14 protein-coding genes and 1 pseudogene are annotated in these 18,537 nt (G+C 69.5%); 11 read left to right on the forward strand and 4 right to left on the reverse strand.

Going from position 1 to position 18,537, the window contains the following annotated elements; genetic code table 11:
- The first annotated feature begins 69 nt into the window (after positions 1–69).
- From AUL34_RS03305 to purU, 3 genes are all read left to right on the forward strand, one after another.
- Positions 70–1,293 (forward strand): YeeE/YedE family protein, encoded by a 1,224-nt coding sequence (locus tag AUL34_RS03305; protein ID WP_061931160.1) that lies wholly within the window; start codon positions 70–72, stop codon positions 1,291–1,293.
- 74 nt (positions 1,294–1,367) lie between these two features.
- Positions 1,368–3,182 (forward strand): translation elongation factor 4, encoded by a 1,815-nt coding sequence (lepA, locus tag AUL34_RS03310; RefSeq protein WP_061931162.1) that lies wholly within the window; start codon positions 1,368–1,370, stop codon positions 3,180–3,182.
- 97 nt (positions 3,183–3,279) lie between these two features.
- The gene (gene purU, locus AUL34_RS03315) at positions 3,280–4,164 is read left to right on the forward strand and encodes a formyltetrahydrofolate deformylase (protein ID WP_061931193.1); all 885 of its coding nucleotides are present in this window, start codon (positions 3,280–3,282) and stop codon (positions 4,162–4,164) included.
- A gap of 28 nt (positions 4,165–4,192) precedes the next feature.
- On the opposite strand, the gene putA is transcribed toward purU, so the two are convergent.
- Entirely contained in the window at positions 4,193–7,897 is a 3,705-nt protein-coding gene (gene putA, locus AUL34_RS03320) for a trifunctional transcriptional regulator/proline dehydrogenase/L-glutamate gamma-semialdehyde dehydrogenase (RefSeq protein WP_061931165.1), read from the reverse strand.
- Between the two features lie 129 nt (positions 7,898–8,026).
- On the opposite strand from putA, the gene AUL34_RS03325 reads away from it, so the two are divergent.
- Both AUL34_RS03325 and AUL34_RS03330 read left to right on the forward strand, forming a co-directional pair.
- Complete coding sequence (locus AUL34_RS03325; RefSeq protein WP_061931196.1) at positions 8,027–8,488, forward strand: Lrp/AsnC family transcriptional regulator; 462 nt, start codon at positions 8,027–8,029, stop codon at positions 8,486–8,488.
- 156 nt (positions 8,489–8,644) lie between these two features.
- Positions 8,645–10,537, forward strand: coding sequence for an HWE histidine kinase domain-containing protein (locus tag AUL34_RS03330; protein WP_061931168.1), 1,893 nt, complete (start codon positions 8,645–8,647; stop codon positions 10,535–10,537).
- Positions 10,538–10,544: 7 nt separating this feature from the next.
- On the opposite strand, the gene AUL34_RS03335 is transcribed toward AUL34_RS03330, so the two are convergent.
- Positions 10,545–11,930 (reverse strand): HD-GYP domain-containing protein, encoded by a 1,386-nt coding sequence (locus tag AUL34_RS03335; RefSeq protein ID WP_061931171.1) that lies wholly within the window; start codon positions 11,928–11,930, stop codon positions 10,545–10,547.
- A 237-nt stretch (positions 11,931–12,167) separates the two neighbouring features.
- On the opposite strand from AUL34_RS03335, the gene AUL34_RS03340 reads away from it, so the two are divergent.
- The 5 genes from AUL34_RS03340 to AUL34_RS03360 all read left to right on the forward strand — a co-directional run bounded on the left by AUL34_RS03340 (position 12,168) and on the right by AUL34_RS03360 (position 16,440).
- Entirely contained in the window at positions 12,168–12,662 is a 495-nt protein-coding gene (locus tag AUL34_RS03340; protein ID WP_244492427.1) for a MarR family winged helix-turn-helix transcriptional regulator, read from the forward strand.
- Positions 12,663–12,765: 103 nt separating this feature from the next.
- Positions 12,766–14,406 carry a glucan biosynthesis protein gene (locus tag AUL34_RS03345; protein ID WP_244492428.1) on the forward strand — a complete coding sequence of 547 codons (1,641 nt, stop codon included), beginning with the start codon at positions 12,766–12,768 and terminating at the stop codon, positions 14,404–14,406.
- The gene (locus tag AUL34_RS03350) at positions 14,403–14,738 is read left to right on the forward strand and encodes a hypothetical protein (protein ID WP_156420761.1); all 336 of its coding nucleotides are present in this window, start codon (positions 14,403–14,405) and stop codon (positions 14,736–14,738) included. Before AUL34_RS03345 ends, AUL34_RS03350 begins: the two co-directional genes overlap by 4 nt.
- A gap of 206 nt (positions 14,739–14,944) precedes the next feature.
- Positions 14,945–16,123 (forward strand): OpgC family protein, encoded by a 1,179-nt coding sequence (locus AUL34_RS03355; RefSeq protein WP_061931177.1) that lies wholly within the window; start codon positions 14,945–14,947, stop codon positions 16,121–16,123.
- A gap of 98 nt (positions 16,124–16,221) precedes the next feature.
- Positions 16,222–16,440, forward strand: coding sequence for a hypothetical protein (locus AUL34_RS03360; RefSeq protein ID WP_061931179.1), 219 nt, complete (start codon positions 16,222–16,224; stop codon positions 16,438–16,440).
- 2 nt (positions 16,441–16,442) lie between these two features.
- On the opposite strand, the gene cobT is transcribed toward AUL34_RS03360, so the two are convergent.
- Positions 16,443–17,459: a nicotinate-nucleotide--dimethylbenzimidazole phosphoribosyltransferase gene (gene cobT, locus AUL34_RS03365; protein WP_061931182.1), complete on the reverse strand. Its 1,017-nt coding sequence runs from the start codon at positions 17,457–17,459 to the stop codon at positions 16,443–16,445.
- Positions 17,460–17,585: 126 nt separating this feature from the next.
- Here cobT and AUL34_RS03370 point away from each other — a divergent pair, with 126 nt between their 5' ends.
- Positions 17,586–18,365 (forward strand): adenosylcobinamide-GDP ribazoletransferase, encoded by a 780-nt coding sequence (locus AUL34_RS03370; protein ID WP_061931185.1) that lies wholly within the window; start codon positions 17,586–17,588, stop codon positions 18,363–18,365.
- Here the strand turns inward: AUL34_RS03370 and AUL34_RS22495 are convergent.
- A pseudogene (locus AUL34_RS22495) lies at positions 18,352–18,537 on the reverse strand (adenosylcobinamide-phosphate synthase); the annotation flags it as partial. The gene AUL34_RS03370 and the pseudogene AUL34_RS22495 sit on opposite strands and share 14 nt — an antisense overlap.

The raw sequence follows: 18,537 nt of genomic DNA on the forward strand, positions 1-18,537 counted from the left end.
TACATTCCGGTTCTTCTCACATGAACGACGCATGGCCGATCCCTCGAGATCGCGCCCGGAGTGCCCGCCATGACCGATGCCACCCTCCGCCCCGCGCCCACGGCCCTGCCGGGCGGCCCGGGCCTCGCCGCGCTGGCCGCGCTTCTTCTCGGCAGCCTCGCCCTCGGGCTCGCCTATGGGCCGCTCCAAGGCGCGCTGCTGCTTCTGGGCGGCGCGCTGGGGCTGACCCTCTACCACGCCGCCTTCGGCTTCACCTCGGCCTGGCGCGTCTTCATCCTCGAGCGACGCGGGCGGGGCCTGCGCGCGCAGATGGCGATGCTGGCGCTCGCCGTCGTCCTGTTCTTTCCGGCGCTCGGCGCCGGCACGCTGTTCGGTCACGAGGTGTCGGGCAACGTCTCGCCCCTTTCCACGGGTGTCGTGGTGGGCGCCTTCCTGTTCGGCATCGGCATGCAGATGGGCGGCGGCTGTGCATCGGGCACACTGTTCACGGCCGGCGGCGGCAATGCGCGCATGCTGGTGACGCTGTTCTTCTTCGTCGTCGGCTCGGTGCTCGCCACGGTGCATTTCGACTGGTGGCTGGCCCTCCCCTCGATCCAGCCGGTCTCGTTGGTGAAGACGTTGGGCGTGGCTCCCGGCATCGCCGTCTCGCTCGCGCTCTTCGCCGCGATCGCCGCCTTGACGGTGTGGGCCGAGCGCCGCCGCCACGGCGCACTGGAGACCGAGGCGCAGCCGACGACCCGGGGCCTTGCCCGTTTCGCGCGCGGACCCTGGCCGCTCCTGGCCGGCGCGCTGGCGCTCGCCGTCCTCAATTTCGTGACGCTGGCGCTCGCCGGCCGCCCCTGGGGCATCACCTCGGCCTTCGCGCTGTGGGGAGCCAAGGGTGCCGAGGCGATCGGCTTCAATCCTGCCGCTTGGGCCTACTGGCAGACGCCCGGCAACGCCAAGGCGCTGGCGAACAGCGTCTTCGCCGACGTCACATCGGTGATGGACTTCGGGATCGTGGCGGGCGCCATGCTGGCGGCGAGCCTCGCCGGCCGCTTCGCGCCGAGCCTGCGCATCCCGCTGCGCTCGCTGCTGGCGGCGGTCGTCGGCGGCCTCCTTCTCGGCTACGGCGCGCGCATCGCCTATGGCTGCAACATCGGAGCCTACTTCTCCGGCATCGCGAGCGGCTCGCTGCACGGCTGGCTGTGGCTCGCGGCGGCCTTCGCGGGCAACACGGTGGGCGTGCGCCTTCGTCCCTTCTTCTTCGGCGAACGGCGCGGCGGGCGCGTGGCCCGCGGCGACGGAGCCTGACGGCTCGCCCGAACCGGACGGAAGGCGTAAAACCCCATTCCCGTCCGCCCCGCAAAGCCTTATAGGCGTCTGTCATGAGCCAGACGCCTCTTTCCCGCATCCGCAACTTCTCCATCGTCGCCCATATCGACCATGGCAAATCGACGCTCGCCGACCGGCTGATCCAGCTGACGGGAGGGCTCGACGCGCGCGAGATGGCGGGCAAGGAGCAGGTTCTCGATAACATGGATATCGAGAAGGAGCGCGGGATCACCATCAAGGCGCAGACCGTGCGCCTGACCTATCCCGCCAAGGACGGCGAGACCTACGTCCTCAACCTCATCGACACGCCGGGGCACGTCGACTTCGCCTACGAGGTGTCGCGCTCGCTCTCGGCCTGCGAGGGCGCGCTCCTGGTGGTGGACGCCGCGCAGGGCGTCGAGGCACAGACGCTCGCCAACGTCTATCTCGCCCTCGACAACAATCTCGAGATCGTGCCGGTCCTCAACAAGATCGACCTGCCCGCCGCCGAGCCCGACAAGGTGAAGGAGCAGATCGAGGAGGTCATCGGCATCGATTCCTCCGACGCCGTCCTGATCTCGGCCAAATCCGGCCTCGGCATCGAGGACGTGCTGGAAGCGATCGTGAAGCGCCTGCCGGCGCCGAAAACCGGCGATCGCGCCGCGCCTCTGAAGGCGATGCTGGTCGATTCCTGGTACGACGCCTATCTCGGCGTCGTCGTGCTCGTGCGCGTCATCGACGGCGAGTTGAAGCGCGGCCAGACCATCCGCATGATGGGCACGGACGCCAAGTACCCGGTCGACCGGGTCGGCGTCTTCACGCCCAAGATGATCAACATGGAGGCCCTCGGCCCCGGCGAGATCGGCTTCATCACCGCCTCCATCAAGGAGGTCGCCGATACCCGCGTCGGCGATACGATCACCGAGGACAAGCGCCCAACGGCTGAAATGCTGCCGGGCTTCCAGCCGGCTCAGCCCGTCGTGTTCTGCGGTCTGTTCCCGACCGATGCCGCCGCCTTCGACGACCTGCGCGCGGCGATGGGCAAGCTGCGCCTCAACGACGCGAGCTTCTCGTTCGAGATGGAATCCTCCGCCGCGCTCGGCTTCGGCTTCCGCTGCGGCTTCCTCGGGCTCCTGCATCTCGAGATCATCCAGGAGCGCCTGTCGCGCGAGTTCGACCTCGATCTCATCGCGACCGCCCCTTCGGTGGTCTACGAGATCCGGATGCGCAACGGCGAGACCGTGATGCTGCACAACCCGGCCGACATGCCGGACACGATGCAGATCGAGGCGATCTACGAGCCCTGGATCAAGGCGACGATCCTCACCCCCGACGACTATCTCGGCAACATCCTGACGCTCTGCCAGGAGCGGCGCGGCATCCAGGTCGACCTCTCCTATGTCGGCAAGCGCGCGATGGTGACCTACGAGCTGCCGCTCAACGAGGTGGTGTTCGACTTCTACGACCGTCTGAAGTCGATCTCCAAGGGCTACGCCTCCTTCGACTACCAGCTCGCCGACTATCGCGAGGGCGACCTCGTGAAGCTCTCGATCCTCGTCAACGCCGAGCCGGTCGACGCGCTCTCCATGCTCGTCCACCGCATGCAGGCGGAGAAGCGCGGCCGCGCCATGTGCGAGAAGCTGAAGGAGCTGATCCCCAACCACCTCTTCAAGATCCCGATCCAGGCGGCGATTGGCGGCAAGGTGGTGGCGCGCGAGACGATCTCGGCCCTGCGCAAGGACGTGACCGCCAAGTGCTACGGCGGCGACGCCTCGCGCAAGCGCAAGCTCCTCGACAAGCAGAAGGAGGGCAAGAAGCGCATGCGCCAGTTCGGCAAGGTGGACATCCCGCAGGAAGCCTTCATCGCCGCCCTGAAGATGGACAGCTGACGACCGGAGCCACTCGGCCCCCGCTTGCCCCAGCCCCCGTGCTTCGACTGTCCCGATGCCGGACCGCCCGACCCTCCAGAGCGCCGTGAACGATCCCATGCAGCAGTTTGTCCTGACGGTGACCTGCCCGACATCGCGCGGCATCGTGGCCGCGATCTCGACCTATCTGGCGGGACAGGGCTGCAACATCATCGACAGCGCCCAGTTCGACGACATGGACGCCGGCCGCTTCTTCATGCGGGTCGGCTTCCGCTCGGAGGAAGGCGTCGGTCTCGATGCGCTGCGCGAGGGGTTCGCCCCGGTCGCCGCGCCCTTCTCCATGGCCTACGAGATCTTCGACACGGCGGTGCCGGCCAAGGTCCTCCTCATGGTCTCGCGCTTCGGCCACTGCCTCAACGACATCCTCTACCGCTGGCGCATCGGGGCGCTGCCGATCGACATCGTCGGCGTCGTCTCCAACCATCTCGACTACCAGAAGCTCGTGGTGAACCACGACATCCCCTTCCACCACGTGCCGGTGACGAAGGCGAACAAGCCGCAGGCCGAGGCGCGCATCCTGGAGATCGCGACAGGGGCCGGCACCGAGCTGATCGTGCTCGCCCGCTACATGCAGGTGCTGTCCGATGCGATGTGCCAGGCGATGTCGGGGCGGATCATCAACATCCACCACTCGTTCCTGCCGAGCTTCAAGGGGGCCGCACCCTACAGCCAGGCCTATGCGCGGGGCGTGAAGCTGATCGGGGCGACGGCGCACTACGTCACCGCCGATCTCGACGAGGGCCCGATCATCGAGCAGGACGTCGCGCGCGTCACCCATGCCCAGTCGGCGGCGGACTACGTCTCGATCGGACGCGACGTCGAGGCGCAGGTCCTGTCGCGCGCCATCCACGCCCATATCCACCACCGCGCCTTCCTGAACGGCGACCGCACCGTGGTCTTTCCCGCTTCGCCGGGCGGCTACGCGTCGGCGAAGATGGGCTGAAAGCCGCGCTTCCAGCCCCACCGTCGCATCAGCCGATCGTCATCAGGCTGGCATTGCCGCCGGCGGCCGCCGTGTTGACGGAGGTCGAGACCTCCTCCACCAGCCAGCTCAGGCAGATCGCCTCCGGATCGCTCGCCAGAGCCTGCGTCGTCGCCGCCTGAACCAGCACCAGCGGCCCATCGAGGGCGGCGATGCACGTGTTCAGCTCTCGCACGCGAGCACCATCGCCTTCCACCAGCGCGCCCGCGAACGGTCCGCTCTTCGCCCAGTCCGCCGTGCGGGAGACGCGGGCGGCGACGCTCGCCGGCAGATCGCGCAGCGCCCCCTCCAGGCCCGCCGTCTCGTCCACCACGGCCGTGTTGCCGGTGGCAAGCGTTGCGGCGAGCAAGCGGCGCAGCCCTCCCTCCGTTTCCGGCACGAGCAGCACGCGACCGCGCGGATGGAGCCCGTAGAGGTTGGTCTCGCCCACGGGGCCCGGGAGTTCGCGCACGAGGCCGACGCCGGAGCGCTCCGCCATCTCGCGCGCGGCGGCGCCGTCCTGGCTATGGCCGCGCTCCTCCAGCCAGCGGGCGTAGTCCATGAGCGCCTCGTCCGTGTGCGGCATCCCCTCGTGCATCGGCACCGGCGCACGGGCGACGAGACGGCCGAGATAGAGCGGTCCGCCGGCCTTCGGCCCCGTGCCCGAAAGACCTCGCCCGCCGAAGGGCTGGACACCGACCACGGCGCCGATGACGTTGCGGTTGACATAGAGATTGCCGGCGCGCACGCGGCTCGTCACATGCGCCACCGTCTCGTCGAGCCGGGTATGGAGGCCGAAGGTCAGCCCGTAGCCGGTGGCGTTGATCGCATCCACCAGCGCGTCGAGATCGTCGCGATAATAGCGCAGCACGTGCAGCACCGGGCCGAACACCTCGCGCTTGAGTTCCGACAGGTCGCGGATCTCGATCAGGGTCGGGGCGACGAAGGTGCCGTGGGCAGCGTCCTGCGGCAGATCGAGGCGTTCGACCTTGAGGCCGAGGCCGCGCATGCGCTCCACATGCGCCTCGATTCCGGCGCGCGCCTCCTTCGAGATGACGGGACCGACATCGACGGCGAGGCGGTCCGTGCGGCCGAGCGCCAGCTCGCGCATCGCGCCCTTCAGCATGGCGAGCGTCCGGTCGGCAATGTCTTCCTGCAGGCAGAGGACACGCAGCGCCGAGCAGCGCTGACCGGCGGAATCGAAGGCGGAGGCGATGACGTCGGCGACCACCTGTTCGGCGAGCGCGGAGGAATCGACGATCATCGCGTTCTGTCCGCCGGTTTCCGCGACCAGCGGGATCGGCCTGCCCTCCGCCGAGACCCGGCTCGCGAGCTGGGCCTGGATCAGGCGCGCGACCTCGGTCGAGCCGGTGAACATGACGCCCGCCGTCTCGGGCGCGCCGACGAGCGCCGCTCCGAGCCGTCCGTCGCCCGGCGCGAACTGGAGCGCCGCCGCGGGAACGCCGGCCTCGTGGAGGATGCGGACCGCCTGGTAGGCGATGAGAGGCGTTTCCTCGGCAGGCTTTGCGATCACCGGATTGCCCGCGACGAGCGCGGCCGCGACCTGGCCGGTGAAGATCGCGAGCGGGAAGTTCCAGGGGCTGATGCAGACGACCGGCCCGATCGGCGCATGAGCGGGGCCGAGCCCGGAGCGCGCTTCCCTCGCGTAGTAGCGCAGGAAGTCCACCGCCTCGCGCACCTCGCCCACCGCGTTGGCGGCGGTCTTGCCGGCCTCGCGCATCACGGTTCCCATCAGCGCGCCGATCCGCGCCTCCATGAGATCGGCGGCACGCTCGAGGCAGGCGGAACGAGACGCCGTCGGCAGCGCAGCCCAGGCAGGCCCGCCCTTGGCGGCGGCCCGCACGACGGCGCCCGCCGCCTCCACGGGAAGGTCCGCGACATGGCCCACCGTGTCGCGCCCGTCGGCCGGGTTCCGAACAGGGCGCGCATCGCCGCCCTGCGCACCGGTCGCCACGAGGGGATGGGCCGAAACGGGCGCGTCGACGGTCTCGGACAGTTCGCGCGACAGGCGGGCCAGTACGCTCTCGTCCGACAGGTCGAGCCCGCGTGAATTGATCCGCTCCGTTCCGAACAGGTCGGCGGGGGCAGCGATGCCCTCGTGCTGGGCACCGATCACGCCCTCGGCGGCGACGAGTTCGGCCGGATCGGCGATCAGCGCCTCGATCGACACCTTGGGGTCCGAGATGCGGTTGACGAAGGAGGAATTGGCACCGTTCTCCAGGAGCCGGCGCACGAGATAGGCGAGCAGCGTCTCGTGCGTTCCGACGGGCGCGTAGATGCGTGCCGGGCGGCCGAGCTTCTGCGAGCCGACGACCTCGTCGTAGAGCGGCTCGCCCATGCCGTGCAGGCACTGGAACTCGTAGGCGTCCGCCGCGAAGTCCGGGCCGGCGAGGTGGTAGATCGCGGCCAGGGTCTGCGCGTTGTGGGTTGCGAACTGCGGGAACACCGCACCACCGGCGGCGAGCAGCTTCCTGGCGCAGGCGACATAGGCGACGTCGGTATGGACCTTGCGCGTGTAGACCGGGAACCCCGGCAGCCCGTCCACCTGCGCCCGCTTGATCTCGGCATCCCAGTAGGCGCCCTTCACAAGGCGCACCATGATGCGCCGATCCGAGCGCCGGGCGAGGTCCACGATCCAGTCGATCGCGAAGGAGCAGCGCTTGCCGTAAGCCTGGAGCACGAAGCCGAGGCCCTGCCAGCCCGCCAGCGCCGGATCGAGGCTGAGCGCTTCCAGGAGGTCGAGCGAAAGCTCCAGCCGGTCGGCTTCCTCGGCGTCGATGTTGAGGCCGATGTCGTAAGCCTTGGCGAGAACGGCGAGGGCCTGCACGCGCGGCAGGAGTTCCGACATGACACGGTCCGCCTGGGCGCGGCTGTAGCGCGGATGGAGCGCCGAAAGCTTGATCGAGATGCCGGGGCCCTCGTAGACGCCGCGCCCCGCCGACGCCTTGCCGATGGCATGGATCGCGTTTTCGTAGTCGCGACGGTAGCGCTCGGCGTCGGCGGCCGTGGTCGCCGCCTCGCCCAGCATGTCGTAGGAATAGCGGAAGCCCCGTGCCTCGAGGGGCTTGGAGCGCTTCAGCGCCTCCTCGATCGTCTCGCCGGTGACGAACTGCTCGCCCATCATGCGCATGGCCATGTCGACGCCGCGCCGGATCACCGGCTCGCCGGCCCGCGCGATGAGGCGCGTCAGCGCCGCCGAGAGCGAACGGTCGCTGACCGTGGCGGTCAGCTTGCCGGTGACCACGAGACCCCAGGTCGCAGCATTGACGAAGAGCGAGCGCCCGCCGCCGACATGCGACTTCCAGTCCCCGTCGGCGATCTTGTCGCGGATCAGCGCATCGCGCGTCGCGGTGTCGGGAATGCGCAGCAGCGCCTCGGCGAGGCACATGAGAGCGACGCCCTCCTGGCTCGACAGCGAGTATTCCCGCACCAACCCTTCCACGCCCGTGCCCTTGTGCTTGGCGCGCAGCGCCTCGATCAGCCGGCGGGCGGTGCGTGCCACCGGCTCGCGCAGGGTCTCGGGCAATCGCGCCGCATCGACGAGCGGCGGCAGGCACTCTGTCTCCGGCCGGCGATAGGCCGCCGTGATCGCGGCGCGAAGCGGCGTCGGCTCCGACACCGGCGGAGCGAAGCGCGTGAAGGGCGCGGCAGTGGCGGAATCGGTCGTGACGGGACGATCGAGCGTGGCGGACATCGGCGGGCTCCGGGGCGGGAGAGGACGTGGCGCTACCATATCCCCTCGCGCGCCAGCGTTCCGTCTTGTGTCGGGCTCGCGATAGTCCGTATGGATCGTTCGCGAGCCTCGTTTCAGGACGAACGACCCATGGACGACAAGAAACTAAGCGATCTGGACGCCTTCGATCGCAAGATGCTCGACGTCCTCGCGGAGAACGGGCGCATCTCGGTGACGGAGCTCGCCGCACGCGTCGGCCTGTCGAAGACGCCCTGCCAGATCCGCTTCCGGCGTCTGGTGGAAAGCGGGGTCATCGACGGGTTCAAGGCCGTCATCAATCCGACGCGCATCGGGTTGGAACACGTCGCCTTCACCGAGGTGAAGCTGTCGTCGACGGGCGAGGACGCGCTCCATGCCTTCAACGCCGCGGTGAAGCGGATCCGCGAGGTGGAGGAGTGCCACCTCATCGCCGGCCGCTTCGACTATCTCCTGAAGGTGCGCACGCGCGACATCCGCCGCTACCGGCAGGTCCTCGGCGAGGTGATCTCGAATCTGCCCCATGTCGCGAGCACCTCGACCAACGTCGCCATGGAGGCGATCAAGGAGAAATGAGTTGCTCGACCTCCGGGAATCAGGGAGCGGATGCCCGGGGACACTGTGGCCGGAAAGCCGCTGCGTCGCGCTTGCGGGACGGCGGGGCGTGTCCCGCCCCTGTTCAAGTCGCCGGCGATTTCTAGTTTCGGCGACTTGCAGCTTCAGAATCGGCCGATGAACGAGACCCGACCCGACACGCCGTTCGAAGCGGCATCGCCCCAGCGACGGAGCGATGCTCGCGTCCATGCCCTGATGCGCAGCGGCCTGCTGGAACGCACGGGCGAGCGGCAGTTCACGCTGATCGCCGAGCATGTCCGGGTGATGCTCGGCGTGCCGGTCGCCTTGGTGACGCTGGTTGGCAGCGACCGGCAGTTCTTCGCGGCGAGCCCCGGCCTCGGCGAGCCTTGGGCCGGCCGGGGCGAAACGCCGCTCGATCTGTCCTTCTGCCGGCACGTCGTGGAGGAAGGTGCGCCGGCCGTGGTGCCGGACGCCCGGCTGGACCCGGATTTCTGCCACAACGGCGCCATCGAGGCTTTGGGGGTAGTGGCCTATCTCGGCGTGCCGCTCCGCCTGCCCGGCGGCGAGGTCGTGGGCGCGCTCGCCGCCATCGACAGCCAGCCGCGCGCCTGGTCCGACGGCGACCTCGAGCGCCTGTCGTCGGCGGCCGGACTCGTGATGGGCGCGATGACCGAGCGGCTGTCGGACGCACGCTGGCGCACGATCTTCGAGCAGTTGGAAGAGGCCTTCATCCTCGGCCGCGTGGTGCGCGATGCCGAGGGCCGGGTGGTGGACTGGGTCTACGAGGAGGTCAACCGCGCCTGGTACACGCTGACGGGCATCCCCGAGGGAACCGTGATCGGGCGCAGCATTCGCCAGGTGCTTCCGCAGATCGAGGCGGAGTGGATCGACGACTTCGCCGTCGCGGTCGAGACGGGGCAGTCCCACCGCTTCACGCGGCGCGTCGGCACCCTCGGGCGCTGGTACGAAGGCATCGTGCGCCCTCTCGGCGATGATCGCTTCACCGTGATCTTCCTCGAGGTCAGCGACAGGATCGAGCAGGAGGAGGCACTTCGCAACAACGAAGCGAGGGTCCGCACTCTGGTGGAAAGCATACCGATCGGCGTGCTCCTCGCAGAAGCGCCGTCGGGCCGCCTCCTGGTCGCCAACCGGCGTCTCGCCGATCTTCTGGGGCTGGGCGGCGGGCCGCTTCCGACGGAGGCAGGCGGCCTCTTCCTCGGCGTCGACGAAGACGGAAGGCCCCTGGCGACCGACGAGCATCCCTTGGCGCGCATCGTCTCGGGCAAGGCCGACGCCGCCTCCCAGGAGATGCGGATCACCCTGCCCGAGAACGGCAGCCGGTGGATCGAGGTGAAGGGCAGCGCCGTCAAGGATGCGCGCGGGCGAACGGTGGCGGCGGTGGTGACCGTCAGCGACATCGAGGACCGCAAACGCGACGACGCGCAACGCACCCTCCTCAACCACGAGCTGGCGCACCGGCTCAAGAACACGCTGGCGGTGGTCCAGTCGATCGCCACCCAGACCTTGCGCGGCGCGCCCGACCTTGCGACCGCGCGCGCCAGCCTGAGCCAGCGGATCCGCACCCTGTCGCAGGCGCACGACATCCTCCTCGCCGGGCGCCGCGACGCCGGCTCGGTCGAGGCGATCCTGCGCGCGGCGGTCTCGCCCCACGACCCGGACGAGCGGATCGTGCTCCGCGGCCCGGCGGTCATGATCGGCCCGAAGGCCGCGCTGGCCCTGGCGCTGGTCGGACACGAACTCGCGACCAACGCGGTGAAATACGGCGCCCTGTCCGTGCCGGGCGGCATCGTCTCGGTGACGTGGGCGCTCGGCGAGACCGAAGGCCAGCCCATCCTCGACCTCCTCTGGTCCGAAGCGGGCGGCCCGCCCGTGGCACCGCCGCAGCACAAGGGCTTCGGCACACGACTGATCGAGATGGGGTTGCCGGGTTCGACCAGCGGCTCCGTCGCGATCGATTACGCGCCGGCCGGGTTGCGCTGCCGGCTGGAGGCGCAGCTCACCGAACTGCAGTCGCCCGACGAGGTCTGAGCCGCGATCAGGCGGCGCGCGACAGGTCGCTCTCGATGCGCAGGGCGACGCGGGCCAAGGCCGCGAGGCAGACGGGATCGAAGGCGGTGCCCACCTCGCGTTCCATCAGCGCGAGGGCGTCCACTGCCGGCATCGCCGAGCGATAGGGGCGGTCGGCGGTGAGCGCGTCGAAGACGTCGGCCACCGTGACGATGCGGGTGTCGAGATCGATGGCGTCGCCCTTCAGCCCGTTGGGATACCCGCCCCCGTCCAGCCGCTCGTGATGGGCGCCGCCGATCCGCGCCATGTCCCGAAAGGCCGGAACCCGGGCAAGGATGCGTTCCGACAGCTCGGCATGGGCGCGCACCTGCCGCCACTCGTCCTCGTCCAGGTTGCCGTTCTTGTCGAGCACCGCGTTGGATACGCCGAGCTTGCCGAGATCATGCAGGAGCGCGGCCCGCCGCAGCCAGCGGCGGTGCGGGGCACCATGGCCGAGTTCGGCGGCGATCATCTCGGCATAGACGGCCACGCGCGCCGAATGGCCCGACGTGAATGGGCTCTTGGCATCGACGATCTCGGCAAAGGCGCGGGCGATGTCGTCGAGATAGTCCTCGTCGGCGTGGAGATTGTTCTGGCCGGGCTCTAGGGCGAACACGCGCGCCGGCAGATCGGCGTCGGCGAGGGCGGTCCAGAAGCCGTCCTGCGCCGCGGCAGCCTCCAGGCAGGCGACGGCGGCGGGGTCGAACCAGCTTCCCGCGCGTGCCCGGGCCTCCTCCAGCGCCGCTGCCGGGCCGGCGGCCGTATGGAACACGTCCACGATCTGCGACAGAAGGGCGATGCGCGCGAACACCGGAATGGCCGCGCCTGCCAAGCCCTCGGGCTTGCCGCCGCCGCTCCAGTGCTCGTCCAGCGAACGGATGCCGGCACTCACCGTTTCGGAAAAGCGCAGGGCGGCCGCGATCGCCGCGCCCCGATCGCATCGCGTCCGGATCAGGTCCTCGGCGACCGTTCCCCCGTTGCGCGCGATATGGAGGATGGCGCGCAGGCGATCGCCGAGCGGCGAACTGCGACCGGTATGCGACAGGACGAAGCCGAGCACCTTGGGGAGACTGGTGCCGAGCGTCTTGAAATCGCGTTTGAAGGCGAGGTCGTCGGCGAGATACAGCTCGCAAATGCGCGCCGCGTTGCTCGAGCACCCGAGGTCCTTGAGGAGAACGGTGTAGTAGAGATCGCGCAGCTCGGTTTCATCCAAGCCCATGCGCCGGCCGATCTCGAGGCCGATCCACGTGGCTCTCGCGCAATGGCCGATCGGTTGCCCTTCCGTGAGATCGAGCGCGAAGGACAAAGCCCCAAGGAGCTCAGATAGACGAACTGTCGCACCTGTGTCGCCCGGTGCCGCACTGGCGGTACGCATGCCTGATCCCGCTGTCCCCCGACCCCACTGCGCCATCCTGGCCGGGCGATGGTTTCCCGAGCGTTTCCGATAGCTTGCGCCTTCTAGGCAGGGTGAACCAGACGTGGGCAATGCCGCGAAACTTCGCTCGAACGCGTGTGGACGTGAGCGGCGGCAAATTTTTTTCGCAATATTTTATTTGCCAGACTTACAAGTAGTTTAATGCGGGGAACGGGGCGCCGAACCCACACTGACGTCATGAGCCAAACCCCTTCGTCGTCCGGCGCCGTCCCCAACTCGTCCGCCTCAGCGCAAGCTGGCGAGGGGAGCATGGTGCAGCACCTCCTGTCGATTTCGAAGTCGACGCGAGCGTTCCTGTCGCTTCTCCTGATGGAGATCGACCTTCATCCGGGCCAGGATCAGCTCCTGGCCCGCGTCGAACCGGGCGTTCCGATCAGCGTGTCGGCCCTGGCCGACCAGCTCTCGGTTCGTCCCTCGACCGTGTCCAAGATGCTGGATCGGCTGATGGAGAAGAACCTCGTCGAGCGCACGGCCCACAGCCACGACGCCCGCCGCACCATGGTGATGCTGACCCCGGCAGGCGAAGCGCTGCGCGGCCGCGTCAACGCATTGTGGGAGAAGCTGGAGGCCGATCTGGCCTCGGCCGTGGCGCCCGAGCGGCGCGAGGATCTGCAGGAAGCCCTGCGCGAGGCCGACGAGCTTCTGTCCGCCAAGCTGCGCCGATTGCGCTGACGCCGCGAGCGGGGCGCCGGTCGCGGACGGCGCGCTAGGCAGGCGGCGGCTTATTGCGTATGCTAAGGGCCTTGCCGCAGCTCGAAAGAAGCCTCCCATTTCCGTGACGCGTTCCTCCCTCACCACACGCCGTACGGCTCTTCAATACGGACTGGGCGGGGCGATCGCCCTTCTCTGGGCGCACCGCGCCGAGGCGCAGCAGCAGCCCGCAGCGCCAGGCCAGCCCGCCCCCGCCGCGGCTCCGGCCGCTCCGCCGGCCCCGCCGCCCACCGTGGTGGACCTCAACGCCTTTTCCTTCGACGCCCTGTCCAACGCGATGCGGGCCCGGGCGGCCGCGCCCTGGGCCGAGCCGCCGCGCGACCTGCCCCAGCCGATCGCCGACCTCGACTACGACAGCTACCGGCGCATCCTCTATCGGCGCGACCAGACGATCTGGGCGAACGAGCCGCTGAACTTCCATCTCCAGGCCTATTTCCCCGGCTTCCTCTACAAGGACACGACGCGCCTCTTCGTCGGCGACGGCACCCATTTCCAGCCGCAGATCTTCTCGGGCGCGAATTTCGAGTTCCTCGCCCCGCTCGATCCCTCGACCTTCCAGAACATCCAGCTTCCCGGCGTCGCGGGCTTCCGTCTGAACTACCCTCTGGATCGACCCGACCTCTACGACGAGCTGGTCTCGTTCCTGGGCGCCAGCTACTTCCGCGCGCTCGGCATGAACAACCGCTACGGCCTGTCGGCGCGTGGCCTTGCGATCAACACGGCGACGGCGGTGGCCGAGGAGTTCCCGCGTTTCACGGCCTTCTACATCGTGAAGCCGCAGCCGGGTCAGGAGCTGATCCAGATCTTCGCCGAGCTGGAAGGGCCGAGCCTGGCCGGCGCCTATGCCTTCGCCGTGCGTCCCGGCGTCAAGACGCAGATCGACGTGACGGCCCGCCTGTTCTTCCGCGGCGAGGTGGAGCGTCTGGGCGTCGCGCCGCTGACCTCGATGTACCATTTCGGCGAGAACGACCACAACGAGCGCGAGGACTTCCGTCCGGAGGTCCACGACAGCGACGGGCTGTTCATCCTGCGGCCGAGCGGCGAGCGTCTGTGGCGCCCGCTGAAGAACCCGGAAGAGCTGGCTCTCTCCTATTTCGGCGAGACCTCGCCCAAGCTCTTCGGCCTCCTCCAGCGCGACCGCGACTTCTCCCACTACGAGGACGTCGAGGCCCATTACGAGCTCCGGCCCTCGCTGGTCATCGAGCCGATGGGGGACTGGGGACGCGGCATCATCCAGCTGGTCGAGATTCCGACCAATTCGGAAGTCAACGACAACATCGTCGCCTTCTGGGTGCCGGAGGAGAAGCCGGCCGCCGGCTCGCAGTTCGAGTTTCGCTACCGGATGCACTGGGGCTTCGTCGACGAGATGGAAAGCCATCAGGCCACCGTCGGCGCGACCTATGCCGGGCTCGGCGGCAACGGGGCCGACACCGGCGAGACCAACCTGCGCCGGTTCGAGATCAACTTCGTCGGCGGCACCGCCGAGAACCTCCCGGGCGACGCCGTGGTGGTGCCGATCCTCGAGGTGCCCGACACGGCCCGCCTCGTGCACAGCGGCATCAGTCGGCTGCCGGGTGGGGGCTGGCGCCTGTCGATCGAGCTCGAGAAGCTCGACGCATCGCCCGTGGAACTGCGCGCCAAGCTGTCGTTCAACCAGCGCATCATCTCCGAGACCTGGCTCTATCAATGGACGGGCCGTCCGTGAGGGTGCCCCCCGCCACCTCGACGGGGCGCCCCGCCGCGGCAGCGCCCCAGGACCACGAGCGCTTCTTCGACGCGCGCCCGGCCGGCATGCTGGTGGACCGGCCGGACCTCACCGAAGAGGACCTCCTGAACGCGATCGCCGAGCGGCTCGTCTTCGAGGGCCGCACCGGTCCCGAACCGCAGGTCGTCATCGAGGCGGCGCGGCTCGGCAAGCGCAAGGCGCTGGCCTTCCTGCGCAAGCTTCTTCTTCCGCCGCCGCGCGCGCCCCTGTCGATGCCGGTTCGCCCGATCCTGCGCGAGCACATGTCGCGCACGGACGAGGACATGCGCTGACTCTAGTCCGGCTAAGGTTTTTTCCGCCGGAAAGCCCCCCTGGCGCCGAGGGTGGACGCCCGGTTTCGCGTGCCGCCGCGCATGCGATGCACGGCTTTGCCTTGCCCTCGCCTGATCCGAGGGCAATATCATCCAAAGGGACATGACGGTCGAGGCGCTCGCAGGGGCGATGCGGCCGCGCGCGTAAGAGTTCGGTCGAAGTATCCATGACAGCACCAACACGGCGCCTTCCGACGCCGCGCGATCATCGCATCGACTTCTACCGCGGCATCGCGCTTCTGATGATCTTCGTGAACCACGTGCCCGGGGTTCTCTGGGAGCACTTCACCTCGCGCAATTTCGGCTTCTCCGATTCGGCGGAGCTCTTCGTGTTTCTGGCCGGCCTGTCCTGCGCCCTCGCCTACGGCCGCAACTTCCTGGAGCGCTCCGGCCTCATCGCCACGATCCGGGCCTTCCGCCGCGCGGGCGTCCTCTACCTCAACCATATCGCCCTGACGATGATCGTGGTCAGCCTCTATGCCTTCGCCTCGCTGGCGACGGGCGACGGGCGCTACCTCATGCAGCTCGGCTTCGGCTACTTCCTCTCGCGCCCAGTGGATACGCTCGCCGGCATCGCGACGCTCGGACACCAGTTCGCCTATCTCAACATCCTGCCGATGTATGCGGTGCTGCTCATGCTGCTGCCGGCCATGCTGGCCGTGGTCCGGCGGTTCGGCCTTCCGGGGCTCCTCGCGGCCTCGGTCGCGCTCTGGCTCGTCTGCGGCCTCTGGCGCTTCAACCTGCCGAACCATCCCAATCCCGGCGGCTGGCAGTTCAACCCGTTCGCCTGGCAGCTGCTCTTCGCGATCGGCCTCGCCACCGGCCTTGCCAAGGCTGGAGGCCATGCGCTGGTCGCCTATTCGCGCCCGCTCTACATCGCCGCGCTCGCCTATCTCGGCGTGTCCTTCGTGTTCGTGTCGGGTTCGATGTGGGGCTGGGAGCAGGCCTTGCCGCTTCCCCAGTTCCTGCGCGAGTTCGATAAGACCTACGTTTCCTTGCCGCGTCTCCTGCATGTCCTCGCGCTGGTCTACGTCTTCGCCCATGCGCCGGCCCATTCGCCGCTCCAGCGCGTCGGGCGCGACAACCCGTTCGCGCTTCTCGGTCGCCATTCCCTCCCGGTCTTCGCGGTGGGCACCGTCCTGTCGCTGTTCGCACAGCTCCTGCGCCTCAACCGGGAGCCGTCGCTGGCATTCGATACCGGGTTGATCGTCCTGGGGCTCGGCGTCCACTTCGCGCTCGCCCTGTTCCTCGACTGGTGGCGGGCCGTGAACGCACCGGCGTCCGCCGAACGCGCGCCGGCGGAACGGCGCACGCCCGAGGAAGCCGTGGCTCGCGCCCGGGCCTGACTGGAGGGCCTCGCAAGAACGTGTGCCGGCGGGCGTGCCTCGGCACGCCGCGCCCGCTATAAGGCGGACGCCGGATCACCCGGCCGGAGGACCGTCCCTTGAAGGATGCCAGCCATCCCTTCTTTCGCCCGCTCTGGCGACGCGTCGCGCTGGTGGCGGTGTGCGCCGCCTGGACCGTGGTGGAGCTGGTCGTCGGCGATCCGACATGGGCGGTGATGACGGGCGCGATCGGCGCTTACGCCGCCTGGACGTTCCTCATCGCCTACAAGCCGGCCACGGAAACCGCCGAGGCGCCCCGCGACCCGCCGGCCGGCTAATCTCAATCCCGGTTGGCGAGGCCCGCCTGCGCGAAGGTCGCCATGCCGTTGTGGCAGGCGACGGCGGCCTTGACCACGGCCGCCGCCAGCGCCGCGCCCGTGCCCTCGCCGAGCCGCATGCCGAGGGCCAGGACCGGCACCTTGTTCATGAGCCGCAGCGCCTTCTCGTGCCCGGGCTCGGCCGAGACATGGCCGAACAGGCAGTGGTCGAGCGTCCCGGGGTTCATCGCATGGAGGACGGCGGCCGCCGCCGTGGCGACGAAGCCGTCGACGATCACCGGCACGCGCTGCATGCGCGCGGCCAGGATCGCCCCGCTCATTGCCGCGATCTCCCGTCCGCCGAGCCGGCGCAGCACCTCCAGCGGATCGTTGAAATGCGCGCGGTGCAGTTCGAGGGCCTGGTCCACCACCGCCGCCTTGCGCGCCATGCCGGCGGCGTCCTGTCCCGTGCCGGGGCCCACCCAATCGGCCGCCGTTCCCCCGAACAGCGCGGCGAAGAGGGCGGCGGCGACCGCCGTGTTGCCGATGCCCATCTCGCCGAGGATCAGAAGGTCGGGCTCGCCGGCGAGGCACTCCATGCCGAAGGCCATCGTCGCGGCACAGTCGCGCTCGGAGAGCGCCGCGTCTTCCGAGATGTCGGCGGTCGGATAGTCCAGCGCGAGATCGAAGATCTTGAGGCCGAGGTCGAAGGTCGCGCAGATCTGGTTGATTGCCGCCCCGCCCGCCGCGAAGTTCTCCACCATGCCCTGCGTGACGGAGGGCGGGAAGGCCGAGACACCCTTCGCCGCGACCCCATGATTGCCGGCGAAGACCGCGACCACCGGCCGATCCACGGTCGGCGCACGCCCTTGCCAGGCCGCCATCCATTCGGCGATCTCCTCCAGCCGCCCGAGGCTGCCCGAGGGCTTGGTCAGTTCCTCCTGCCGGTGCCGCGCCGCATGCCGTGCCGCCCCATCGGCCTGCGGCATCTGGCGGATCAGGGCGCGGATGTCGTCGAAGGGAAGGCCGGTGGCGGACATGGACGGGCAACTCCGGAAGGGATCGGGCGGGGCCCCGCGTGATAGGCGCAAAGCCCCGGCTTCGCAAACCCGCCGCCGCGATACGCACCGTGCCCGGCGAACGCGCGTTCGTGTAGGCTCGGCGCCATGATTCGACTGGTCCATTCCACCTTGCGTGCCGGCGCCTTCCTGACGCGCCTGCCGACCGTGACGCGCGCCTTCGCCGGGCCGCCGGTGCCGCTCGGCCGGGACGCGCCGGCGTTTCCGGTGGTGGGCCTCCTCGTCGCCGCACCTCCTGCCCTCCTTCTGGCCGGCCTTCTCCAGGCGGGTCTCTCGCCGCTCGCGGCATCGGCCTTCGCCGTGCTCCTTCTCGTCGCACTCACCGGGGCGCTGCACGAGGACGGGCTCGGCGACACCGCGGACGGACTGTTCGGCCACGCCGACCGGATCCGCGCGCTCGCGATCATGAAAGACAGTCGCATCGGCACCTACGGTGCGCTGGCCCTTTTCGGCGCACTCGCCTTGCGCATCGCCCTCGTCGCCGACATCGCCGGCGCCTCGACGCTCGCCGGTGCGCTGGCGCTGCCGGCGGCCGCGGCCGTCAGCCGGGGCGCGATGGCGCTGCTCTGGTCCGCCCTTCCCAGCGCCGATCCGGGCGGGCTTGCCGACCGGATGGGCCGCCCCTCGCCGGCCGCCGGCTGGTGGGCCACGGCGGTCGGGTTCGGCTCGGCGCTTCTCTTCGGCATTCCCGTCGGCGGCTGGAGCGTGCTTCTGCTGCCGCCGCTCACGGCGGCAATCGCCTTCATCGCCCTCCGCCGCGTCCTCAAGCGCCGGCTCGGCGGTCAGACCGGCGATACGCTGGGGGCGTGCCAGCAGTTGGTCGAGATCGCCTGGCTTCTCGGCCTCGCGCTCCTCACCACGCCATGACGGCGAGCGCCAGGGTCAGGGCGAGAAGAAGGTCGCAGGCCCGTCGGAACAGGCGCAGCGCTGAGCGGATGTCGTGCGGCCCCGCATCGCGCCGACCCGCCGCATGGAGCATGGCGGCCTCGACCGCGATCTCGCCGTAACGGCGGGGACCGCCGAGCGCGAGATCGAGCGC

It is taken from the genome of Aureimonas sp. AU22 (assembly GCF_001463745.1).
Taxonomy (GTDB): Bacteria; Pseudomonadota; Alphaproteobacteria; order Rhizobiales; family Rhizobiaceae; genus Aureimonas.